General features: G+C 42.9%; 17 protein-coding genes and 6 tRNA genes. 18 read left to right on the top strand and 5 right to left on the bottom strand.

The window, feature by feature from the left end; genetic code table 11:
* Positions 1-11: 11 nt before the first annotated feature.
* The 13 genes from tolR (at position 12) to OV592_RS11400 (ending at position 7353) form a co-directional block, all read left to right on the top strand.
* Positions 12-449 (top strand): protein TolR, encoded by a 438-nt coding sequence (gene tolR / locus OV592_RS11460; protein ID WP_338621365.1) that lies wholly within the window; start codon positions 12-14, stop codon positions 447-449.
* Positions 450-462: 13 nt separating this feature from the next.
* Positions 463-1458, top strand: a complete 996-nt coding sequence (gene tolA / locus OV592_RS11455) for a cell envelope integrity protein TolA (protein WP_406608664.1) — start codon at positions 463-465, stop codon at positions 1456-1458.
* 8 nt (positions 1459-1466) lie between these two features.
* Positions 1467-2816 (top strand): Tol-Pal system beta propeller repeat protein TolB, encoded by a 1350-nt coding sequence (gene tolB, locus OV592_RS11450; RefSeq protein WP_406611427.1) that lies wholly within the window; start codon positions 1467-1469, stop codon positions 2814-2816.
* 30 nt (positions 2817-2846) lie between these two features.
* Positions 2847-3410 (top strand): peptidoglycan-associated lipoprotein Pal, encoded by a 564-nt coding sequence (pal, locus tag OV592_RS11445; protein WP_406608663.1) that lies wholly within the window; start codon positions 2847-2849, stop codon positions 3408-3410.
* Positions 3411-3435: 25 nt separating this feature from the next.
* Positions 3436-4212: a tol-pal system protein YbgF gene (ybgF, locus tag OV592_RS11440; RefSeq protein ID WP_016403007.1), complete on the top strand. Its 777-nt coding sequence runs from the start codon at positions 3436-3438 to the stop codon at positions 4210-4212.
* A 196-nt stretch (positions 4213-4408) separates the two neighbouring features.
* A tRNA-Lys gene (locus OV592_RS11435) sits at positions 4409-4484 on the top strand.
* A 29-nt stretch (positions 4485-4513) separates the two neighbouring features.
* Positions 4514-4589, top strand: a tRNA-Lys gene (locus OV592_RS11430).
* Between the two features lie 20 nt (positions 4590-4609).
* Positions 4610-4685: transfer RNA gene (locus tag OV592_RS11425), tRNA-Lys, on the top strand.
* A 17-nt stretch (positions 4686-4702) separates the two neighbouring features.
* A tRNA-Lys gene (locus OV592_RS11420) sits at positions 4703-4778 on the top strand.
* A gap of 33 nt (positions 4779-4811) precedes the next feature.
* A tRNA-Lys gene (locus tag OV592_RS11415) sits at positions 4812-4887 on the top strand.
* A gap of 26 nt (positions 4888-4913) precedes the next feature.
* A tRNA-Lys gene (locus OV592_RS11410) sits at positions 4914-4989 on the top strand.
* A gap of 109 nt (positions 4990-5098) precedes the next feature.
* On the top strand, positions 5099-6157 hold the full coding sequence (gene nadA, locus OV592_RS11405) for a quinolinate synthase NadA (protein WP_406608662.1): 1059 nt from the start codon (positions 5099-5101) through the stop codon (positions 6155-6157).
* A gap of 146 nt (positions 6158-6303) precedes the next feature.
* Positions 6304-7353, top strand: a complete 1050-nt coding sequence (locus OV592_RS11400) for a GMP reductase (RefSeq protein ID WP_406608661.1) — start codon at positions 6304-6306, stop codon at positions 7351-7353.
* Between the two features lie 54 nt (positions 7354-7407).
* Here OV592_RS11400 and OV592_RS11395 read toward each other — a convergent pair whose 3' ends face one another.
* Both OV592_RS11395 and gap read right to left on the bottom strand, forming a co-directional pair.
* Positions 7408-8256 carry a D-hexose-6-phosphate mutarotase gene (locus OV592_RS11395; RefSeq protein ID WP_406608660.1) on the bottom strand — a complete coding sequence of 283 codons (849 nt, stop codon included), beginning with the start codon at positions 8254-8256 and terminating at the stop codon, positions 7408-7410.
* 65 nt (positions 8257-8321) lie between these two features.
* Positions 8322-9317 (bottom strand): type I glyceraldehyde-3-phosphate dehydrogenase, encoded by a 996-nt coding sequence (gene gap / locus OV592_RS11390; RefSeq protein ID WP_016403289.1) that lies wholly within the window; start codon positions 9315-9317, stop codon positions 8322-8324.
* A 316-nt stretch (positions 9318-9633) separates the two neighbouring features.
* Here gap and malQ point away from each other — a divergent pair, with 316 nt between their 5' ends.
* The 4 genes from malQ to msrB all read left to right on the top strand — a co-directional run bounded on the left by malQ (position 9634) and on the right by msrB (position 16750).
* Positions 9634-11832, top strand: coding sequence for a 4-alpha-glucanotransferase (malQ, locus tag OV592_RS11385; protein ID WP_406608659.1), 2199 nt, complete (start codon positions 9634-9636; stop codon positions 11830-11832).
* 169 nt (positions 11833-12001) lie between these two features.
* Positions 12002-14212: a 1,4-alpha-glucan branching protein GlgB gene (gene glgB / locus OV592_RS11380; protein WP_406608658.1), complete on the top strand. Its 2211-nt coding sequence runs from the start codon at positions 12002-12004 to the stop codon at positions 14210-14212.
* Positions 14213-14261: 49 nt separating this feature from the next.
* On the top strand, positions 14262-16361 hold the full coding sequence (gene glgX, locus OV592_RS11375; RefSeq protein ID WP_406608657.1) for a glycogen debranching protein GlgX: 2100 nt from the start codon (positions 14262-14264) through the stop codon (positions 16359-16361).
* On the top strand, positions 16358-16750 hold the full coding sequence (gene msrB / locus OV592_RS11370) for a peptide-methionine (R)-S-oxide reductase MsrB (protein WP_406608656.1): 393 nt from the start codon (positions 16358-16360) through the stop codon (positions 16748-16750). The genes glgX and msrB overlap by 4 nt, the downstream gene beginning before the upstream one ends.
* Positions 16751-16758: 8 nt before the next feature.
* Here the strand turns inward: msrB and OV592_RS11365 are convergent, their stop codons facing one another.
* Complete coding sequence (locus OV592_RS11365; protein WP_406608655.1) at positions 16759-17586, bottom strand: DUF2989 domain-containing protein; 828 nt, start codon at positions 17584-17586, stop codon at positions 16759-16761.
* A gap of 168 nt (positions 17587-17754) precedes the next feature.
* On the opposite strand from OV592_RS11365, the gene OV592_RS11360 reads away from it, so the two are divergent.
* Positions 17755-18036, top strand: a complete 282-nt coding sequence (locus tag OV592_RS11360) for a DUF1315 family protein (protein WP_338621355.1) — start codon at positions 17755-17757, stop codon at positions 18034-18036.
* Here the strand turns inward: OV592_RS11360 and ansA are convergent.
* A complete protein-coding gene (gene ansA / locus OV592_RS11355; protein WP_406608654.1) occupies positions 18033-19043 on the bottom strand; it encodes an asparaginase in 1011 nt (336 codons plus the stop codon). The two genes, OV592_RS11360 and ansA, sit on opposite strands and share 4 nt — an antisense overlap.
* A gap of 83 nt (positions 19044-19126) precedes the next feature.
* Positions 19127-20953 carry a signal peptide peptidase SppA gene (sppA, locus tag OV592_RS11350; protein WP_406608653.1) on the bottom strand — a complete coding sequence of 609 codons (1827 nt, stop codon included), beginning with the start codon at positions 20951-20953 and terminating at the stop codon, positions 19127-19129.
* Positions 20954-20978: the final 25 nt, after the last annotated feature.

Raw genomic sequence — 20978 nt, 5'->3', positions numbered from 1 at the left:
GAGGAGCTAGCGTGAATCATTATCAACGTCCTAAACGACGTTTAGTTGCCGAAATTAACGTTGTGCCTTACATCGATGTGATGTTGGTATTGTTGATTATTTTTATGGTAACAGCGCCGCTAATAACCCAAGGTGTGAAGGTCGATCTTCCTCAGGCCAGCGCTGAAGCAATGCCAGAAGATAGTAAGCCGCCTTTAGTTGCTACGGTAACCGAAAGTGGCCAATACTTCCTCGATACCGGTGAAGATGATGGCTCTGCAAATCAGTCTCTTTCTGGAGATGATCTACAAGCTGTTGTGATGGCTCATTTGCAATTAGACCCTAATTTACCCGTGGTGGTGCGTGGTGATAAAAATGTTCGCTATGAGCAAGTAATTAACCTGATGGTGTTGCTGCAAAGTGCTGGCGTACCGTCTGTGGGTTTAATGACTCAGCCAGACGAAAGTTAAAATAGGAATAGCATTGAAGTCGCCTTTTAGCTTATCTATCGTTATTTCAATACTGTTGCATGCAGTGCTATTTGTTGCCTTGGTGTGGTCGGTAGATTTTGAGCGCGTAAAGTTAACACCTACCCCTAGTGCTCCAATTATCAACGCCACTGCTGTAGATATTAATCAGGTTAGCCAGCAAGTTGAGCGGATTAAGCAACAACAAAAAGATAAAGCAGACCAAGAAAAACAGCGAATAGAAAGAGTTGAAAAAGAAGCTGAGCAGGCGCGTAAAAAACGTTTAGCCGAAGAAAAACGCATTAAGCAACTAGAACTTGAAAAACGCCAAAAAGAAGATGCAAAGCGCAAAGCTGATGAGCAAGCTCGTCGGGCGCAAGAAAAACAAAAGCTAGAGCAGCAAAAAGCGGCTAAAGCCGAAGCTGAACGCAAAAAGAAAGAAGAGCAACGTAAAGTCGCTGAAGCTGCAGCAGTCGCGGCAGAAGCAGAGCGAGTGCGTAAGCTTGAAGAGCAACGTAAAGCAGAAGAAGCGGCCAAGAAAGCCGAAGAGGCTGCACGCAAAGCTGAAGAAACACGTAAACGCAAAGAAGAAGAAGCCCGTATCGCCAAAGAAAAAGCCGCTAAGGCTGAAGCGGAACGGAAGCGACAGGCTGAAATTGCTCGCCAAGAAGCTGAGTTTGAGCGCTTAATGCAAGCTGAAATGGCAGCTGAAGCTAATACGCGTCACCAACGACAAGTACTGGGTGAAGTAGATAAATATCGCGCGTTGATTATGTCGACTATTCAACGAAACTGGTTAATAGAACCAAGTATGCTTGGTAAACAGTGTCAAATACAATTAACCTTGGCTTCAAGCGGTTTTGTTACCAGTATTGGCGATGGGAAAGGGGATGCTGCTGTTTGTGAGTCTGCACGTAGAGCAATCAAAAAAGCAGTATCATTACCTGTTTCAAAAGATCCTGATGTATTTGAAAAAATGAAAAATATTACTTTAACTCTTAAACCGGAATAGCTGTGATGATGAAAAAATTCTTAGTGAGTGTGGGCTTTTTGTTTGCATTTATGAATGTTGCTCAAGCTAACCTAGAAATTGTAATCACGGAAGGCGTAGATAGTGCAAGGCCAGTGGGCGTTGTACCGTTTGTTTGGAAGGGACATGGAAACGTTCCGCTAGATTTAGCTAAAGTAGTGGCAGATGATTTGCGCCGTTCAGGGAAATTTAACCCTGTTGCGATTAGCGAAATGCCGCAAACCCCTCAAACTGCAGAGCAAGTAGATTATGAAGCTTGGGCTGCCTTAGGGGTTGAGGCTGTGTTACTTGGCAATGTAGAAGCTTTAGATGGCGGCAAATATAAAGTCAGCTATTCACTTGTTGATGTGTTGCGCGGACAAGTCACTGCCGGTAATAAACAAGAGCTTAAAGATGGTCAGTTAGTTACTAGTCAAGATCATATACTTTTAGACCGTTTTAAAAGCGTTGCAAAAGCTCAGCTTCGACAAATGGCGCACTTAATCTCTGACGGTGTTTATCAAGCTTTAACTGGCGAGCGTGGTGCATTTTTGACCCGTATCGCTTATGTAGTGGTTAATAATGAAGCCAATTACCCTTATCAATTAAGAATTGCAGACTACGATGGGCATAATGAAAAAACCTTACTGCGTTCACAAGAGCCATTAATGTCGCCATCTTGGTCACCAGATGGTCGTCAGCTAGCTTATGTAAGTTTTGAAAACCGCACCGCAGAGATTTACATACAAGATATCTATACGTCGCAACGAACAAAGCTAACATCATTTACTGGGATTAACGGCGCTCCTGAGTGGTCTCCAGACGGTAAACGTATCGCGTTAGTATTGTCTAAAGATGGCCAGCCTGATATTTACGTTATAGATGTAGAAACTAAAAAGTTACAACGCATTACCAAAAATCGCCGTATTGATACCGAGCCAACGTGGTTGCCAAATGGTAACAGTGAGCTGTTATTCTCTTCGGAGCGCGGTGGTAAACCACAAATTTACAAGGTGAATATCGATACCAATAAAGTTAACCGAGTAACCTGGGAAGGCGAAATGAACTTAGGTGGCTCTGTCACCCCCGATGGTTCGGCCTTGGTGATGGTTAGTCGAGTTAATGGGCAATACCGAATTGCTCGACAAGATTTTGATACTGGCTACGTGCAAGTATTGACTAGGACTCAACTGGACGAGTCTCCTACTATTGCACCCAATGGCAGTATGATTATGTACAGCACGGTAGCAGGTGGGCGCCAAGTGTTAGCATTGGTATCCATGGATGGAAGATTTAAAGCGACTTTACCAGCTAAAGAGGGCAGTGTAAGAGCCCCTGCTTGGTCACCCTTCTTAAACTAACAAAAACTATGTGATCATAAGGAATCCATAATGCAATTCGAAAGAGTAGTAAAAACCGTATTTTTAGGACTAGCGTTTGCAGGCTTAGCCGCTTGTAGTTCAAACAACACCAGCGATAGTGATGTAAGCGAGCAAGATAAAGCAGGTGGTGTTGTTATTGAAGATAGCACCACTGACGAAGGCCAAACCAATGGCGGTGTTGAAGTAGGTGCAGTAGACCCAGTACTAAGTGCCGAAGAAGAAGAACGCCAAAAAGCCGCTGAACTTCGTCAAAGCCAAGTGGTTTACTTCGAATTCGACCGTTCAGACATTCGTGATGAGTTTGCAGAAATTTTAGAAGCGCATGCAAGTTACTTACGTGATAACCCATCGGTTACAGTACTTATCGAAGGCCATACCGATGAAAAAGGCACGCCTGAGTACAACATCGCTTTGGGTGAACGTCGTGGTAAAGCTGTATCAAAGTACCTACAAAGTTTAGGTGTGTTGGCGTCACAGATTTCTATTGTTAGCTACGGTGAAGAAAAGCCAGTAGATAACTCTCATACCGACGCAGCTATGGCTAAGAATCGTCGCGCTGTGTTAGTTTATTAATACGCTTGATTGTGTAGAGTAATTTATGAAACTTAATATGATTACGGCTACTTCTGTAGCCGTTTTATTTTCAGCCCAAATCCACGCCGCTGCGCCAGTAGAAGAAGCGGGTGCAAGCTCCGCTAACACCGTTGCAAACAACTCTGTGGCTCTGTCTTCGAGTAATCTTACTATGGAGCAGCGCATAGAGCGTTTAGAACGTATGTTACAGGCGCGTAACCAGGTTCAATTAGACTTGCAAAACCAGGTTGAAGATATGTCTGATAGCATGTCGACGATGGTAGGGCAGTTAGAACAAAGTAATTATCAGATAGAGCAGTTGATCGAGCGTCAGCGTGAAATATACCAAGAGTTAGATCGTCGCTTTGCCCAACTGCAGGCTTCACCAATTACTGCTAAAGCCGCCACTGAGGCTGCTCCTGTGGCAGCGGGTGAAGACCAAGCCTACGATGCGGCTGTTGCATTAGTGATGCAAGATAAAGACTACGATGCAGCTATTCCTGCATTTCAAAGCTTCATCAAGGATTATCCAAAATCTAGTTACGCTCCAAATGCGCATTATTGGCTAGGCCAGCTACAATATACTCGTGGACAGCGTGATCAAGCGTCTGAGCAGTTTAATAAAGTTGTTAACGATTATCCCGATTCTAATAAGGTGGCTGAGTCATTGTTAAAATTAGGTATCATTGCCCAGTTTCAAAATAACAATGCTGAAGCAAAATCGCTGTTTACTCGGGTAGTTAAAGAGCATCCAAACACTGCAGCTGCGGGTTTGGCGCAAACGCGTTTAGCTAAGTTGTAGCCTAAGTTTTAGCAAATAAAGTTCAGTAAATTCAAAATTCTGTACAAACAAGAAGCTGGTTGCTTATTTGCTGAACGCTTAGAAAAAAAGATTCAAATTACTGTTGCACAACAGTCTTAAATCCGTATCATAGGCCGCCGTTGAGTCAGGCCAATTGCGCAAGCAAATTGAAGCGGATTTAACTGAAGTTCAGAGCGGGTTGTTAGCTCAGTTGGTAGAGCAGTTGACTTTTAATCAATTGGTCGAAGGTTCAAATCCTTCACAACCCACCACTTTGATACTTTGCTGTAATAGAATTTGTGGGTTGTTAGCTCAGTTGGTAGAGCAGTTGACTTTTAATCAATTGGTCGAAGGTTCAAATCCTTCACAACCCACCACTTCTATTACCACTTTTAGTGGGTCGTTAGCTCAGTTGGTAGAGCAGTTGACTTTTAATCAATTGGTCGAAGGTTCAAATCCTTCACGACCCACCACTATTTTGAAACGTTATGGGTTGTTAGCTCAGTTGGTAGAGCAGTTGACTTTTAATCAATTGGTCGAAGGTTCAAATCCTTCACAACCCACCACTTCTTCGTTTCAAAATATGCATTAACAGTAACGGGTTGTTAGCTCAGTTGGTAGAGCAGTTGACTTTTAATCAATTGGTCGAAGGTTCAAATCCTTCACAACCCACCACTGCTGTTGTTGCTACTACTTTCTAAGGGTTGTTAGCTCAGTTGGTAGAGCAGTTGACTTTTAATCAATTGGTCGAAGGTTCAAATCCTTCACAACCCACCATTTCTTAATGTTTATCTCCAAGAACTAGACTAATTCTTTAGTCCAATAGCTGCCATTAGCTAACATCGCCGTGTATAATACTCGGACTATTTTTATCTCAGATGTAGTTATGCAACAGCTCGAATATTTTAACGAATCAATTTACCCATTTCCTCCTAAGCCTGTTCCACTTAATGCCGAGCAGCGCGCAGCGCACAAAGAACGCATTAAGCAATTGCTTATAGAGCAGGACGCGGTGTTGGTTGCTCATTATTATACAGACCCTGAGATCCAAGCGTTGGCTGAAGAAACTGGCGGCTGCGTTGCCGATTCTTTAGAGATGGCTCGCTTTGGTAACAATCACCCAGCTAAAACATTGTTAGTGGCTGGCGTGCGCTTTATGGGCGAAACGGCCAAGATCCTAACACCAGAAAAAAAAGTCATTATGCCAACTCTAGAGGCGACTTGTTCACTAGATTTAGGCTGCCCAGAAAAAGAGTTTGCAGAGTTTTGTGATGCCCATCCAGACCATACTGTAGTGGTATACGCTAATACCTCTGCTGCTGTTAAGGCGCGTGCCGATTGGGTGGTTACCTCTAGCATTGCGGTAGATGTGGTTGAGCACTTAGATGCTGAAGGGCACAAAATTATTTGGGCTCCGGATAAACACTTAGGTGGTTATGTTGCCAAACAAACAGGTGCTGATATGTTGTTGTGGCAGGGTGCTTGTATTGTGCACGATGAGTTCAAAGCAAAAGCCTTGAAGCAACTTAAGCAACAATACCCTGATGCAGCAGTGTTGGTTCACCCAGAGTCACCAGAAAGCGTTGTAGATATTGCAGATGCTGTTGGTTCAACCAGCCAGCTTATTGCCGCAGCCAAAACGTTGCCAAACCAAAAGCTTATTGTTGCTACCGATAAAGGTATCTTTTATAAGATGCAGCAAGCTTGTCCGGATAAAGAAATGATTGAAGCGCCAACGGGTGGTAATGGCGCCACTTGTCGCTCTTGTGCACATTGTCCATGGATGGCTATGAACGGCTTGAAGGCAATAGAAGAGGCGCTAATGGATGCTAGTGGCAAAGAAGTATTTGTTGATGAAGCCTTAATTGATAAAGCTTTAGTACCGCTAAATCGAATGCTAGGTTTTGCCAAGACTAACCAAATTAAGGTTAAGGGTAACGCCTAACCGTTTCTCTCTAAAAAAGCCTGCACGAGTTGCAGGCTTTTTTGTATCTAAACGTTGCGCGCAAAAAGCTGTATTAATGTTTTTATCATCAATAAAGATTTGCTATACTTTTTGGGTTTTGTGCCTAATAACTAGCAGAGAAGTAGATGAGAGTTGAAACAGATATAAAGCTGGGTTTTAAAGACGTTTTAATCAAACCCAAGCGCTCTACCTTGAAGAGCCGTTCTCAGGTTGTACTAGAACGGAAGTTTACCTTTAAACATACTGGTAGTCAATGGGAAGGTGTGCCTGTAATTGCTGCCAATATGGATACAGTTGGGACATTTGGTTTAGCAAAAGCATTGGCCGAGCACCGAATGATGACAGCAGTTCATAAACACTACACTATCGAACAGTGGTCGCAGTTTTTAGCCAGCATGTCAGCCGATAAAATTAAGTATCTGATGGTGAGTTGCGGTACTTCAGACGCAGATTTTGAAAAAACTAAGCAGATTTTGGCGCTGAATAGTAACTTACAATTTATTTGTGTAGATGTTGCTAATGGTTACTCTGAGCACTTTGTCGGTTATGTGCGTAAAATGCGCGAAACTTTTTCTGATAAAGTTATCGTGGCTGGTAACGTAGTTACCGGTGAAATGGTTGAAGAACTAATTCTTAGTGGTGCGGACATTGTAAAAGTAGGCATCGGCCCTGGCAGTGTGTGTACAACGCGCGTTAAAACTGGAGTAGGTTACCCACAACTATCAGCTATTATCGAATGTGCAGACGCCGCACATGGTCTTGGTGGTCAAATTGTCGGTGATGGCGGTTGTACGCAGGCTGGTGATGTAGCTAAAGCATTTGGCGGTGGAGCTGATTTTGTTATGCTCGGTGGCATGTTAGCAGCGCACGAAGAAAATGGCGGCGAAGTTGTAGAAGAAAATGGCAATAAGTTCATGAAATTCTATGGAATGAGCTCTCAAACAGCTATGGACAAACACACTGGTGGTGTAGCCGAATATCGTGCTTCTGAAGGCAAAACGGTGCTGCTACCTTATAAAGGCAGTGTACAACTTACCGTTCAGGATATTCTTGGTGGTGTTCGTTCAGCATGTACTTACGTTGGCGCGTCTGAGCTTAAAGAGCTGACTAAACGCACCACTTTCATCCGTGTGCAAGAGCAAGAGAACCAAGTGTTTGGCATTACTAAAGTGTAATTCTTAATCGGTTTGAAACTAAAAGCCCTAGGTGTAATGCCTAGGGCTTTTTTGTTAAGAAATAATTTGTTGTAAGCAGTGAGATTGCTTAGGCGCTAAACAGACCGGGGATTGAGTGATAGCCGTTTCAACACAGATAAACTGGCGATAGTCGCTAACATCATCCATTTGGTTCGCTAACTGTTCACCTGGGTTCCAAACAACTACGCTGTCATTACCGCTATGATGAATGTTTAATGAACGTTCACCATTAGTGATTAAATTGCTATCTGCTGACTGCAGATAAATACGATCTGTCTCTTCACTAAGTTTAAAACCAGCTGATTCAACCGTAACTTTTTGGGTTAAAGAATCAAAATGTTGGGTTCCAAGTGATCCGATGTGTAGTTTTTTTACATCTGTAATGAAATAACTGTGCAAGGCCCCGGTGAACTCAAACTTATTGTCACTGTTGTTCTTGGTGACTAAGTCTAAACAAAGATTATCTGTAAAGGTAAACAAGCAAGTTAATGCAATGCCTGGCGTAGCGCTATGATTTAGACTCAAACGAATTGAGCAGCTATCCTCGCTGGTATTGATTTCATCTAAACACCAAAGGCTTGTTCTAGCAAAGCCGTGCTTCGGAAGGCTGTCATCACCTAAGTTGCCAAAGCGTGGCCAACAGATGGGAACTCCGCCTCTAATGGCTTTCCCTTGGGTAAACAGACTATCATCGCTTAGCCAAAGGGTTTCTTCACCTGGGTTAGGGCGGTAAGAGACAAGATGAGCGCCTTGCTGGGCGATGAGTGCTTTCGCTTTTGGGTGATCAATCCAATAAAATTCCATGCCTTCGGTATTGCTTACTTCAAACACCGCGTTATCTATTTGCTTAACAACTTTTAGTTTAAGCTTTTCTAAGATCATGATTTTTACCTATAAAAAAAGCGACCCAAAGGTCGCTTTATTATTCTAGCTAAAAGCTACATATCTTATTTAGAGATGTGAGCGATTAGGTCTAGAACTTTGTTTGAGTAACCGATTTCGTTGTCGTACCAAGATACAACTTTAACGAATTTGTCAGTTAGGGCAACACCAGCTTTTGCATCGAATACAGAAGTTTGAGTTTCGCCGATGAAGTCTTGAGAAACAACTTGGTCTTCAGTGTAACCAAGTACGCCAGCCATTTCGCCTGCAGAAGCAGCTTTCATAGCAGCACAGATTTCTTCGTAGCTAGCAGCTTCTTTTAGGTTAACTGTTAGGTCAACTACAGAAACGTTAGCAGTAGGTACGCGGAAAGCCATACCAGTTAGTTTGCCGTTTAGCTCAGGAAGTACAACACCTACAGCTTTAGCAGCACCAGTTGAAGAAGGGATGATGTTTTGAGAAGCACCACGACCACCGCGCCAGTCTTTAGCAGAAGGACCGTCAACAGTTTTCTGAGTAGCAGTAGTAGCGTGAACAGTAGTCATAAGACCAGATTCAATGCCCCACTTGTCGTTTAGTACTTTAGCGATAGGCGCTAAACAGTTAGTAGTACAAGAAGCGTTAGAAACGATGTCTTGACCAGCGTAAGACTCTTGGTTTACGCCCATTACGAACATAGGAGTAGCGTCTTTAGAAGGACCAGTTAAAACTACTTTTTTCGCGCCAGCAGTGATGTGCTTACGAGCAGTCTCGTCAGTTAGGAAGATACCAGTTGCTTCAGCAACTACATCAACACTAATTGCGTCCCACTTAAGGTCTTCTGGGTTACGCTCAGCAGTAACGCGTACAACGTTACCGTTTACTACCAAGTTACCGTCAACTACTTCTACGCTGCCGTTGAAGCGACCGTGAGTTGAGTCATACTTAAGCATGTAAGCCATGTATTCAACGTCGATTAAGTCGTTGATGCCTACTACTTCAATGTCGCTGCGCTCAACAGAAGCACGGAATACGAAACGTCCAATACGGCCAAAACCGTTAATACCAACTTTAATTGTCATAGTGATACCTAATGTTCCAAGTGTTAACAGATGTAGAAATTGGTTGTAAACTTACAACATTTTTAAAATTGGTCAAGTTCAATCGCCAATTAATTTGCGCGATATCAATTAATGGTTTAAAAATGAGCAAGCTAACATTTGCAGGAAGAAGTATTAGCTTAGAAGTAAAAAAAAACAATCAATATCACTCAATCTCAGATAAAATTAATTTAGCGAAATTTGTGCTAGATCGATAAATCGAGCGTTAGGATGAGTACAATACACGCGCTAAAAAAACAATAATTAGTTAGATAAAAGCAATAACTCGGGAAATGTTATGTCAGATCAAATCATTGAACAGTTGGTAAAGCTTCGCGGCATTGAAACCAGCTACGTAGATGCTTGGGGAAATCCGGCGCAAGTCGTACCTGAAAGCAAATCGAAACTGCTAAGAGCGTTAGGTTACCCTGTAGACGATGCAGAGCAACTAGCACAGCGCTATGAAGAAGATGTACTAAATTACTGGCAAAAAGTTATGCCAGTAGTAAAGGTAGTACGTGTCGCTTCTGAATATCCATTAGAGATCCGTGTTCCTATCGAGTTAGCTAATAAAGCATTCACTTGGAAGTTGAAAACAGAGCAGGGTGAAGAATTCAAAGGGCAGATTACGCCTGTAGATGGTGAGTTAATCGAAGCTCACGCTATTAATGATGTTGAGTACCAAGCTTACATCGTTAACTTAAGCCTAGAGTTACCTATTGGTTACCACACTTTAAGCATTTCAGTTAAAGGCGGCCGTAAAGTTTTAGCTGAAACGCGTTACATCGTTGCACCTAAAGCTGCTTACATTCAGCCACAAATTGCTAACGGCAAAAAAGTATGGGGCCCAAGTGTACAGCTTTACTGCCTACGTACAGAGACTAACTGGGGTATCGGCGACTTCTCAGACTTACAGGTTTTAGTTAAAAATATTGCCGAGCGCGGTGGCGATTTTGTTGGTCTAAATCCGATTCACTCGCTATACCCAGCTAACCCAGAAGCAGCTAGCCCATATAGTCCTTCTTCACGTCGTTGGTTAAACATTGTTTATATCGACGTTGAAGCTATTAACGAATTTGCTGAGTCAGATGCTGCAGCCTTGGTTGCTAGCGCTGCTTTCCAAAACCGTTTGGAGCAATTACGCAGCAGCGAGTGGGTAGACTACACCGGTGTAACTGAAGCAAAACTTGAAGCTCTTAAACTGGTGTTCAAGCAGTTCCAAACTATTCAGAAAGGTCGCACTAAGCGCGCGAACGCTTTCCGTACATTTATTAAAGAAGGCGGCGAAAGCTTACAAGCTCAAGCTACTTACGATGCACTACAAGCTCACTTGTACGATAGCATTGGTAACGCCTGGGGCTGGCCAGCATGGCCTGACGAGTACAAAGAGTACCACCTACCAGCGGTTGCTGAATGGGTAAAAGCTAACCAAGAGGCTGTAGATTTCTACTTGTGGTTGCAGTGGATTGCCGACGAGCAATTAGCAGCAGTAGATGCAGTGGCTAAAGAATCGGGTATGGCTATGGGCCTTTACCGTGATTTAGCTGTAGGTGTAAGTGAAGGTAGTGTTGAAATTTGGGCAAACGGCGATTTGTATTCTCTAGATGCAAGTGTTGGCGCTCCACCAGATATTCTTGGCCCACTTGGTCAAAAATGGGGCTTGCCTCCAATGGACCCTGCAGTGCTAGAAGAACAGCAATACCAGCCGATGGTTGACTTATTCCGTTCTAACATGCGCTCATGTGGTTCTTTACGTATCGATCACGCAATGGCTCTATTGCGCTTATGGCTAGTTCCTGTTGAAGATTCAGCGGATAAAGGTGCTTACCTTTACTACCCAATTCAAGATTTGCTAGGAATTTTGGCACTTGAAAGTCACCGTAACCAGTGTTTAATCATTGGTGAAGACTTAGGTACTGTTCCAGACGGCATCTTCGAAGTTCTGCAAGAAAACGGTGTTCACTCTTACCGTATTTTCTTCTTCGAACAAGCTGAAGATGGTGGCTTTATTTCACCTGCTCATTACCCAGAGCAGGCAATGTCTGCGGTAACCACTCATGATATGCCAACCCTACGCGGTTTTTGGCATTGTGATGATTTAGCGTTAGGTCGTGAGCTAGGCATTTATCCAGACGAAGAAGTGCTACAAAGCCTTTACCAAGATCGTCATGAGAACAAACAAAAGCTGTTAGATACCTTGCACGGTCACCAAAGTATTCCAGATTACATCTCTCGTGATGTTAACTGGGTAGGCATGGATAAAGGCCTTAACTACGGTATCCAAGTACACATGGCAAAAGGTAGCTGTAACTTGTTATCTGTTCAGTTAGAAGACTGGATGGAAATGGACAAGCCAGTTAACGTACCTGGTACTTCAAGCGAATATCCAAACTGGCGTCGTAAGTTAACTTGGAACCTAAGTGACCTGTTTAACAACCACGATGTACAGCACTTAATGTATTCATTAACAGACGCTCGTAACAAAGCTAGCAAGTAAATTTGATGCATTTATAAACAAGCGCTCTTCGGAGCGCTTTTTTTTGCCTATGAAAATGTTTTCTATCTCACTTTACTACTGATTAATTGAGAAAAGCTCGAAGAGTTGCGCTAACCTAAGCATTAATGACCAAATCCCCTTATTCTCAGGACGTTAAGGTAAGTACATAATGAAACAATCTTTGTCTTCTCAGGTTTCTAAATTAGTTCAACAATTGTCCAGCGTGCGTTTAAGTGAGCCATTTAATGCTCTGGGTTTAAACGCAAAAGCCAAAGGTAAAGGCTTGGTGTTAAGGGCTTGGCAACCTGATGCAAAAGCGATAACTGTGATGTCGCTAAATGGCGAAGTTTTGGGAACTATGGGCCAGTTATCTCCTCAAGGCCTTTTCGAATTAGAGTTTGATGCTGAAGAGCACTTTGCTTACCAGTTAGAAGTTGAATATGCCGACAGCAAACTAACAGTAGTAGACCCATATCAATTTACCGACCTAGCTTATGATGGCTTAGCCACAATGACTCACGCGCCGCAAAACCTTTACCAAGTGTTAGGCGCACAAGTTAAAACCATTGAAGTGGACGGCGTTCAAGTAAAAGGTGTTCGTTTTGGTGTGTATGCGCCTAGTGCATCAAGTGTGAGTTTAATTGGTGATTTTAACCATTGGGATGGTCGCCGTCTGCCTATGCAGCGTTCACTAGATGGGCATTGGGTGCTGTTTGTTCCAGGATTAGATTCTGGTACCAAGTACAAGTACGAATTAAAAGATCGCCATGGTCACTCGCTGCCACATAAAACTGATCCTGTAGGTTTTAGCTCTGAGCAGTACCCGTCATTTGCCTCTGTGGTTTGGGACCATGACCAATATCAGTGGAATGACGATGAGTGGATACGCTCTCAAAATAACGATAAGCGTCACCAACCAATGAGCATATATGAAGTGCATCTTGGTTCTTGGCGTCGTAAAGTTGAGGCCACCGGCAACAACTATTTGAGCTATCGTGAACTAGCTGTTGAGTTGGTCCAGTATGTCAAAGAAATGGGTTACACCCACATTGAAGTATTGCCTATTTCCGAGTTCCCATTCGATGGTTCTTGGGGTTACCAGCCTATCGGTTTGTTCGCTCCAACGAGCAGATTTGGCAACCCAGATGACTTTAAATTCTTAGTCGACCAATGCCACCAAAATGGCATTGGCGTTATTGTTGATTGGGTTCCTGCGCACTTCCCAAGTGATTCTCACGGCTTAGCCCAATTTGATGGCACGCATTTATACGAATATGAAGACCCACGCCGTGGTTGGCACAACGATTGGAATTCATACATCTATGACTTTGGCCGCGATACCGTACGCCAATTCTTGGTTGCCAGTGCTCTAATCTGGTTAGATAAATTCCATGTAGATGGTTTACGAGTAGATGCAGTAGCATCGATGCTTTACTGGGATTACTCACGAGAAGAAGGTGAGTGGGTACCAAACGTAGATGGCGGAAATCATAACTACGAAGCTATTAGCTTACTTAAATGGTTCAACGAAGAAGTTTATCGCCAGTACCCACATGCTATGACCATCGCAGAAGAATCAACGGCATTTGCGGGTGTTTCTCGCCCTACATTTACCGGCGGCTTAGGCTTTGGATTTAAATGGAATATGGGTTGGATGCATGACTCTTTAACTTATATGCAAAAAGATCCTGCATTCAGAAAGTATCACCACAACGAAATTACCTTCGCCATGGTTTATAACTATGACGAGAACTTTGTATTGCCTATTTCACACGATGAAGTCGTTCACGGTAAGGGCTCATTGCTAGGGAAAATGCCGGGTGATGAATGGCAACAAGCTGCTAACCTGCGTGCTTACACCGCATTTATGTATGCGCATCCGGGTAAAAAGCTAAACTTTATGGGTAACGAGATTGCACAAGCTAGCGAGTGGAATCACGATTCAAGCCTTGAGTGGAATGTACTGGAATATCCTAAACACAAAGGGCAGCAAGAGTTAGTTAAACAGCTAAACAAAGTGTATCGCGAGCACCCAGCGATGTTTGAAGGTGATTATGACACTCAAGGTTTTGAGTGGATTGATCACGACGATTGGGAAAAAAGTGTGTTGGTATTCCAGCGTAATGCCTTAAATAGCCAACAAAAAGTAATTGTTGTGAGTAACTTTACCCCGGTACCTCGTGATAACTACCGTTTGGCTGTGCCAGAGCAAGGCCGCTACCGCATCATTTTGAACTCAGATTCAGAAATGTACTGGGGCGGCAACTATGATGCAGGGATTGAATTCCAATCTGAATCAGTTGCTAGCCATGGTCGCGAAAATTCTGTGATTTTAAACTTGCCACCGCTATCAACATTGTATTTAATCAAAGTAGATTAAATACATTGTTTATACCCCCTTGCTGGAGCGAGGGGGTAATAAGGTTTGCATGTCTACAAGAAGTCAATTAAAGCCTTTGCCTTTTAGCCTGAGTCATTTTCAGGTTTCCCCTGGAAGGGATTATCCTCTCGGCGCCACTCTCGACGAAAATGGTTGTAATTTTGCCATTCATGCCGGCGATGCGAAGCATATTGAGCTGTGCTTATTCGACGAACATGAAAATGAAGTTGCGCGCCTAGTCTTACCTGGCAAGCAAGGCGGTATCCGTTTTGGTTATGTGAAAGGTATCAAGGCAAATCAATATTACGGTTATCGTGTTTTTGGTGCTTATCAACCCGAGCACGGCAATTGGTTCGATCCAAGAAAACTCATTTTAGACCCTTACGCAAAAGCCATTACTCGTCCACTAATATGGGATAGCAAAGCCTACCAAGAAGATAATGCAGACTTAATACCTAAGTGTATTGTTTGTGATGATCACTTTGATTGGCAAGGTGTGACTAAACCTAATGTAGATCGCCAAGATATGGTGTTATACGAAACCCATGTTAGAGGGTTTAGTAAGTTAAATACCCAAGTCACAGAGCAACACCGAGGTAGCTATTTAGGTGTATCTGATAGCGCCAGTATCAAGCACCTAAAAGATTTAGGTATTACCTCCGTTCAGTTGTTGCCTACAGCTGCGTTTATGTCTGAACCCAGATTAAAAGGCCTAGGTTTAAGTAACTATTGGGGGTATAACCCAATACTATTTATGGCGCCTGAGCCACGTTATGCTAAATCAAATGCCTTAATTGAGTTCAAAACCATGGTGCGCGAGCTGCACAGAAATGGGATTGAGGTGATTTTGGACGTGGTGTTTAACCACACTGCAGAGTCTGGTGATGATGGTCCAACCTTGTGTTACAGAGGTTTAGATAACAAACACTATTACCTGTTTGAACGGATTGGAGATAGCCCAGACTATAGTCATTACGCCAACAATACCGGATGTGGTAACAGCGTTAGTTTAGATCACCCGGTTAGTTTGAGGCTAGTGCTTGATAGTTTGCGCTATTGGGTTGAAGAGATGCAGGTAGACGGCTTTCGTTTCGACTTAGCTGTTAGCCTGGGCCGCGAGAATAACCATTACACCTGTCAAGCTGCATTTTTTAAAGCGGTGGCTCAAGATCCTATTTTGTCTCAAGCGAAGATGATCGCAGAACCTTGGGACATCGGCCCTAATGGTTATCAATTAGGTCACTTCCCTGAACGCTGGATGGAGTGTAATGATCGATTTAGGGATACCAGCCGTGGCTTCTGGAAAGGTGAGCATGGTTTATTGGGCGAGATGGCGACTCGTATTATGGGGTCGCGTGATCTGTTTTTAGCCAGCCGCAGAAGTATTCATACTAGCGTTAACTATATTTGTTATCACGATGGTTTTACTTTAGAAGACTTAGTTAGCTATGAGCAGCGTCATAACCATGCAAATGGTGAAGAGAACCGCGATGGCCACGGCCATAATATTTCAGCCAACTATGGAGAAGAAGGGCGAACTAAAGACAAGAAGGTTTTAGCCTTACGTCGTAAACAAAAGCGTAATTTACTTGCAACGCTAATGTTATCTCAAGGTGTACCGCATTTTCTTGGTGGTGATGAACTTAGCCGAACTCAGCAAGGCAATAACAACGCCTACTGTCAAAACAATGAAATAAGCTGGTTTGACTGGAATTTGGACCGTGATCAACAACAGTTTCTAAACTTTTGTCAGCAACTTATGGCACTGCGCAAACGTTCTCGTGTTTTTCATTATTTGCAGCTGGAAAATGACAGCTACGAAAAATGTCATTCACAATTACATGGAGTGCGCTGGTATCGTCACGATGGTGAGAACATGCACCAAGAAGACTGGCATCAATCGCACGGTTGGGCAGTAGCAGTAGAAGTAAGAAACCTTCGAGAATCCAAAGAGCGTTGGTTATGGATTATAAATGCCAGTTCTCATGAAATTGACTTTGTGATCCCAACAGCCGAGGGTAAATCAATTTGGTGTCAGCAAATGGATACCGCAAATGAGCAAGCCATATTCGAAAAGAAACTTCGGGGCGTAAGTAGTGTCAAACTTAAAGCAAAATCAATGTTATTGTTGGAACAAGTAAAATCGTGAGTAAGATTGTAAAAGACGAGCAAGAATGGCATGCCTTGTTAGGTGAAATGGCTTACCAAGTAACTCGAAAGGGAGCCACAGAGCGTCCATTTTCTGGGACTTTGCTACACAATAAACAGCAAGGTGTCTATCATTGTATTTGCTGCAATCAGGCGCTATTTAACTCTGAATCAAAGTTTGATTCAGGTTGTGGCTGGCCGAGTTTTGATAAGATTGCAGAGAGTAGAGTCGTTACTTTTGTAAGAGACCAAAGTAATAATATGGAGCGGATCGAAGTGCGCTGTAGCCAGTGTGATGCGCATTTGGGCCATGTATTTAACGATGGCCCTACCGAGACAGGAGAGCGCTACTGTATTAATTCAGTCGCTCTAGATTTTACTGCTGAGTAAACTCGCAACTATAAACGGTATTGTCTTTTTTCTATTTGCTTAAAGATAATACCGGCTTCTTCCTTCAATACTTTCTGCTGTTCTTCTGAAAGCTTTAACTTGTGGTTAAGACCGGAGTAGTCTTGCTTGCTATGATCTTCGAATAAGGCCGCAACTTGAGCCCACAAATAGGCATGTCGGTAATCTTTTAGCGTCATGTATTGAGAGGTAATCGCTTCAGCATATTTGGCAGGTATTGTTTCTTCCTCACCAAACAACTTAAAGGAATTTTGCAGGATGTTGATAGTCTTTTTAGCGTCTTTGCCACTGTAGTAAATAGCTAATGTCCACTGTAAATCGGGGTGATTAAGCTGATTTGTTCCCTCAAGGGCAAGAAAGCGTTGTCCAGCTGCTTGATCGCGAAACTGTGTCCAGTGATACATCGACAAAAATGGGTAGTTAGACTCTTTAGTTTCAGCTTCTAGGCGCTCGAGCTCTTCAAGCGAAGTTAGTAAGCCGATTACTCGTTGAGTTTTACGAGACTTGTCGTATTTAGGTTCAATGCTGGCTGCTAGCTCAATGCAAAAATTATAGTCTCGGTAGTTTTTAATGAGCTGGTATTGGTTTATTTCACTCGCTTCATTCATTTCATTGAAGCGGCTAATGATCACCCCATTGCGCTCTTTTTTACACCAGCCATCGCGATTTAAGTCTTCACACAACTCTGGGTTGTTTTTACAAATGCTTTTAACAGAGCGGCTACCAAAGCCAAATAAATCAAATCCCGAATCGCAACCACTTAGTACTAGAGGTAGTACTAAAAAAAAACTATAGCCAAATGGCTTTACTAAAGACAAATCATTTCCCTGAATTCAATTTAAACAATGCTTTATTGGGCTAAGATTACCACAAATATTTTCCATATAGCTTCTCCTAATTTGCCCAGTTAAGTTAAGTGGTCAGAATATAGCTTGGCAGTGTTGTGTCGGTTTGTTAGTGTTCCCATAACATTATAGGAGTGATAAATGGATGTAGATAAATTGTTAGCTGCAATTAGCCCTGAGATTTACCAGAATATGCTAACGGCGGTTGAAACGGGTCGCTGGCCTGATGGCAAGCTAGTAACTGATGAGCAACGAGACCATACCCAGCAAATGGTTATCTTGTATCAGTCTAAACATAACCATCAGCCCCAGCATTTTACTGTTGGAACAGATGGTGAGTTAGTAATGAAATCCAAACAAGAGTTGAAACGTCAGTACAAAGAGGACCAAACTATTATTAGTGTTCCTCAGAATGACAGTTAAATAGAGATTTCGCCTCGAATGTCTTGGCAAAGTAACTCGCGAATTCGCTGGCTAGGTAGGTTCTTACTTAGCAAGTAATGTAATTTGGCCAGTGCTGCTTCGGTAGTCATATCACCACCACTCACCACTCCAGCTTTCGCTAACGCATTGCCAGTAGCATAACCGCCCATGTTTACTTTACCGGTTAAACATTGGCTAAGGTTAATAACAATAATTCCTCTATCGCTGGCCTCTTGTAATTGCTCTAACATTGATTGATGTTGTGGGGCATTACCTACACCGTAACTTAGCAGTATTAACGCCTTAACAGGTTGAAGTAGCAAATTTCCTATAACTTCAGTTGATATGCCAGGGTAGAGGCTAACTACCCCTATAGGCTGCGGCACAATGGGACTAATTTGCAGAGCGCTAATCCCCGTTGGTCGAATTTGCCCTGTGATAACTACAATATCAATTCCAGCCTTTAACAACGGCGGGAAATTAGGCGACATAAAGGCATCGAAACCGTCCGCATGCGCTTTAGTACTTCTGTTTCCCCGTAACAATTTGTTGTTAAAGAATAAGCATACTTCATGAACCGGGTAATACGCCGCTAGGTATAAGGCATTTAGTAAGTTGGTTTGCCCATCTGATCGCAATTCACTAAGTGGAATTTGCGAACCAGTAACAATTACCGGTTTGCTTAAGTTCTCCAGCATAAAGGATAGGGCTGACGCTGTGTAAGCCATGGTGTCGGTGCCGTGCAGCACTACAAAACCATCGTATTTTTCGTAGTTGGCTTGTATATCCTCAGCAATTAGTTGCCAATGCTGCGGATCCATATCTGCGGAATCAATTAGGGGAGAAAACTCATGTACCGTGAATTCGGGCATTTCATCGCGTTTGAACTCCGGCATCGCCTCTAGGCAATCGCGCATGAACCCGGCAACTGGCACGTAGCCTCTTTCGCTACGTTGCATGCCTATGGTGCCGCCAGTATAAGCAATATATATTGATTTTCGATTCATCAGACTATAATTCAAAGAATTTGTGAAATTATAGTCTGATGTTTGTCTAAAGTAATTAGCCGATTTTGTTTATTTAGTTTGGGTTAAAATTGTTCACATACCGCACAAAAGCTGTATTGACCAAGTGGGTCGCTAAACTTGTCTATTGCAGGCGCTTGTTCAGCAACTTGGTTAAACAATTGCCAATTAGGAACAGTATTAGCTAAAGCGGCACTAATATGGCTGTCAAAGAATTGGGCAATTAAGCGCTCTCTTGGGTTAAGCGGAGGGGTTAAAGTTTCTACTTGGTAAGAATCCAACTCGTTTATACTCGCTGCGTAATCAATTGCGTCGTTTAAGTCCCCTAATTGGTCAACTAAGCCGTTGTTTAGCGCATCTTGGCCAGTCCAAATTCGTCCTTCGGCGATCTTTTCCATGTCAGATAATGGAATGTCTCGCCCCGCAGAAACCAGCGATAAAAAATCGTGATATCCATGTTCAACATTAAGTTGAATAATCTCGGCCAACTCTTTTGGTAAGGGCTGGAAAGGACTAATCTCAGCGAGTGGGCTGGTTGCATAACCATCACTGCTAATGCCTAATTTGGCTAAGGCGTTTTCTAAGGTGGCAAACATACCAAAAATACCTATAGAACCAGTAATGGTTGTAGGACTAGCAAAGATTTGATCCGCAGTTGATGATATCCAATAACCGCCGCTAGCGGCTACGCTGCCCATGGAAACAACTACAGGTATTCCTTGTTCTTGGATTTGCTGCAATTTTTCACGGATAAGCTCAGAGGCAAATGCGCTTCCTCCAGGGCTGTCTACGCGCATCACTACTGCTTTAATCTGCTCATCATCCAATACTATATTGAGCTGGGCTAATACGGTGTCGGCTGCAATTACCTTTTCTTGTCCGCGGCCTCCAACAATGGCGCCTTGGGCAACTATGAGGGCGATTTTGTTTTCACTAGAAGGTTCATCTGCCACGTTTTGCAAATATTCAGCGTAATGGCGAGCTTGATAGCTATCACCTTCGTCATTTTCACCAAAAGTATCCACTAATATTTGTTTAGCTTGAGCGCGGGTAGTTAACTGGTCAACTAAACCAAATTTTTCTGCATATCTAGCCCCGTTGCCATCTACTGTTTTTAATCGTGCTAGCAAAGCGGATGGTTCAGGCAAAAGGTGATTGACCGATAGTTGACGGTTGTTAGCAACGGTATTTAGATAAGCTGACCATAATTGGTCCATCCAGCGCGCTAAATCCTGTTTTGCTTCATCAGACATATCGTTGCGTAGGTAAGGCTCAACAAACGATTTGTGGGTTCCTACACGGAACACATGGGTGGTGATATCTAACTTGTCGATGGCATCTTTAAAAAACAAACGGCGTGAGTTCATACCACGCATCAATACAGCGCCTTTTGGATTCAGTAATAACTGATCTGCAAAACTGGCTAAATAGTATTGGTGCTGGTCATAGTAGTCGGCATAAGCAATGATGGGTTTGTCGCTGTCTTTAAATCTTTTTAAGGCTTTGCCAATAATTGCTAATTTAGTTTGGCTGGTATTTGGCATTGCACCAAGCTCTAACACTAATCCGGTAATGTTGCTATCAATCCTGGCTTCATCAATGGCCTTAACCACATTGTGCAGGTCAATTTCTTTTTCTGTGTTGTTACCTAATAATTCGTTACTTAGCTCGGCCATCGGGTTAACACGTTGGCGCTGTTCTACTATTTGCCCATCTAACACAATTCTTAGAGCTGCAGCACTCGGCGGTTCAACGGGTTCTTGACTAACACTGCTTAATGCAATGATGACCATCACAACCATAAACAACAGAAACAAATTAACTAATAGAGAGCGTATGAAGTTTAAGGTTCGCCAGAAAAAGCGAAATATGTTCTTAATTAATTTAAACACTGTGGGTCACTTAATAATGTCAACA

Source organism: Agarivorans sp. JK6, from assembly GCF_045277145.1.
Lineage (GTDB): Bacteria > Pseudomonadota > Gammaproteobacteria > Enterobacterales > Celerinatantimonadaceae > Agarivorans > Agarivorans albus.
Note: the sequence above shows the minus strand (reverse complement) of the source record. Positions and strands in the feature narration are given on the sequence as shown.

What these genes read in the sequence shown, in the direction of transcription:
- tolB (WP_406611427.1), top strand. Translation starts at nt 1,467, where the DNA reads ATGAAAAAATTCTTAGTGAGTGTGGGCTTTTTGTTTGCATTTATGAAT.
- glgX (WP_406608657.1), top strand. Translation starts at nt 14,262, where the DNA reads ATGTCTACAAGAAGTCAATTAAAGCCTTTGCCTTTTAGCCTGAGTCAT.
- OV592_RS11395 (WP_406608660.1), bottom strand. Translation starts at nt 8,256, where the DNA reads ATGATCTTAGAAAAGCTTAAACTAAAAGTTGTTAAGCAAATAGATAAC.
- gap (WP_016403289.1), bottom strand. Translation starts at nt 9,317, where the DNA reads ATGACAATTAAAGTTGGTATTAACGGTTTTGGCCGTATTGGACGTTTC.
- OV592_RS11400 (WP_406608661.1), top strand. Translation starts at nt 6,304, where the DNA reads ATGAGAGTTGAAACAGATATAAAGCTGGGTTTTAAAGACGTTTTAATC.
- OV592_RS11360 (WP_338621355.1), top strand. Translation starts at nt 17,755, where the DNA reads ATGGATGTAGATAAATTGTTAGCTGCAATTAGCCCTGAGATTTACCAG.
- ansA (WP_406608654.1), bottom strand. Translation starts at nt 19,043, where the DNA reads ATGAATCGAAAATCAATATATATTGCTTATACTGGCGGCACCATAGGC.
- nadA (WP_406608662.1), top strand. Translation starts at nt 5,099, where the DNA reads ATGCAACAGCTCGAATATTTTAACGAATCAATTTACCCATTTCCTCCT.
- glgB (WP_406608658.1), top strand. Translation starts at nt 12,002, where the DNA reads ATGAAACAATCTTTGTCTTCTCAGGTTTCTAAATTAGTTCAACAATTG.
- ybgF (WP_016403007.1), top strand. Translation starts at nt 3,436, where the DNA reads ATGAAACTTAATATGATTACGGCTACTTCTGTAGCCGTTTTATTTTCA.
- pal (WP_406608663.1), top strand. Translation starts at nt 2,847, where the DNA reads ATGCAATTCGAAAGAGTAGTAAAAACCGTATTTTTAGGACTAGCGTTT.
- malQ (WP_406608659.1), top strand. Translation starts at nt 9,634, where the DNA reads ATGTCAGATCAAATCATTGAACAGTTGGTAAAGCTTCGCGGCATTGAA.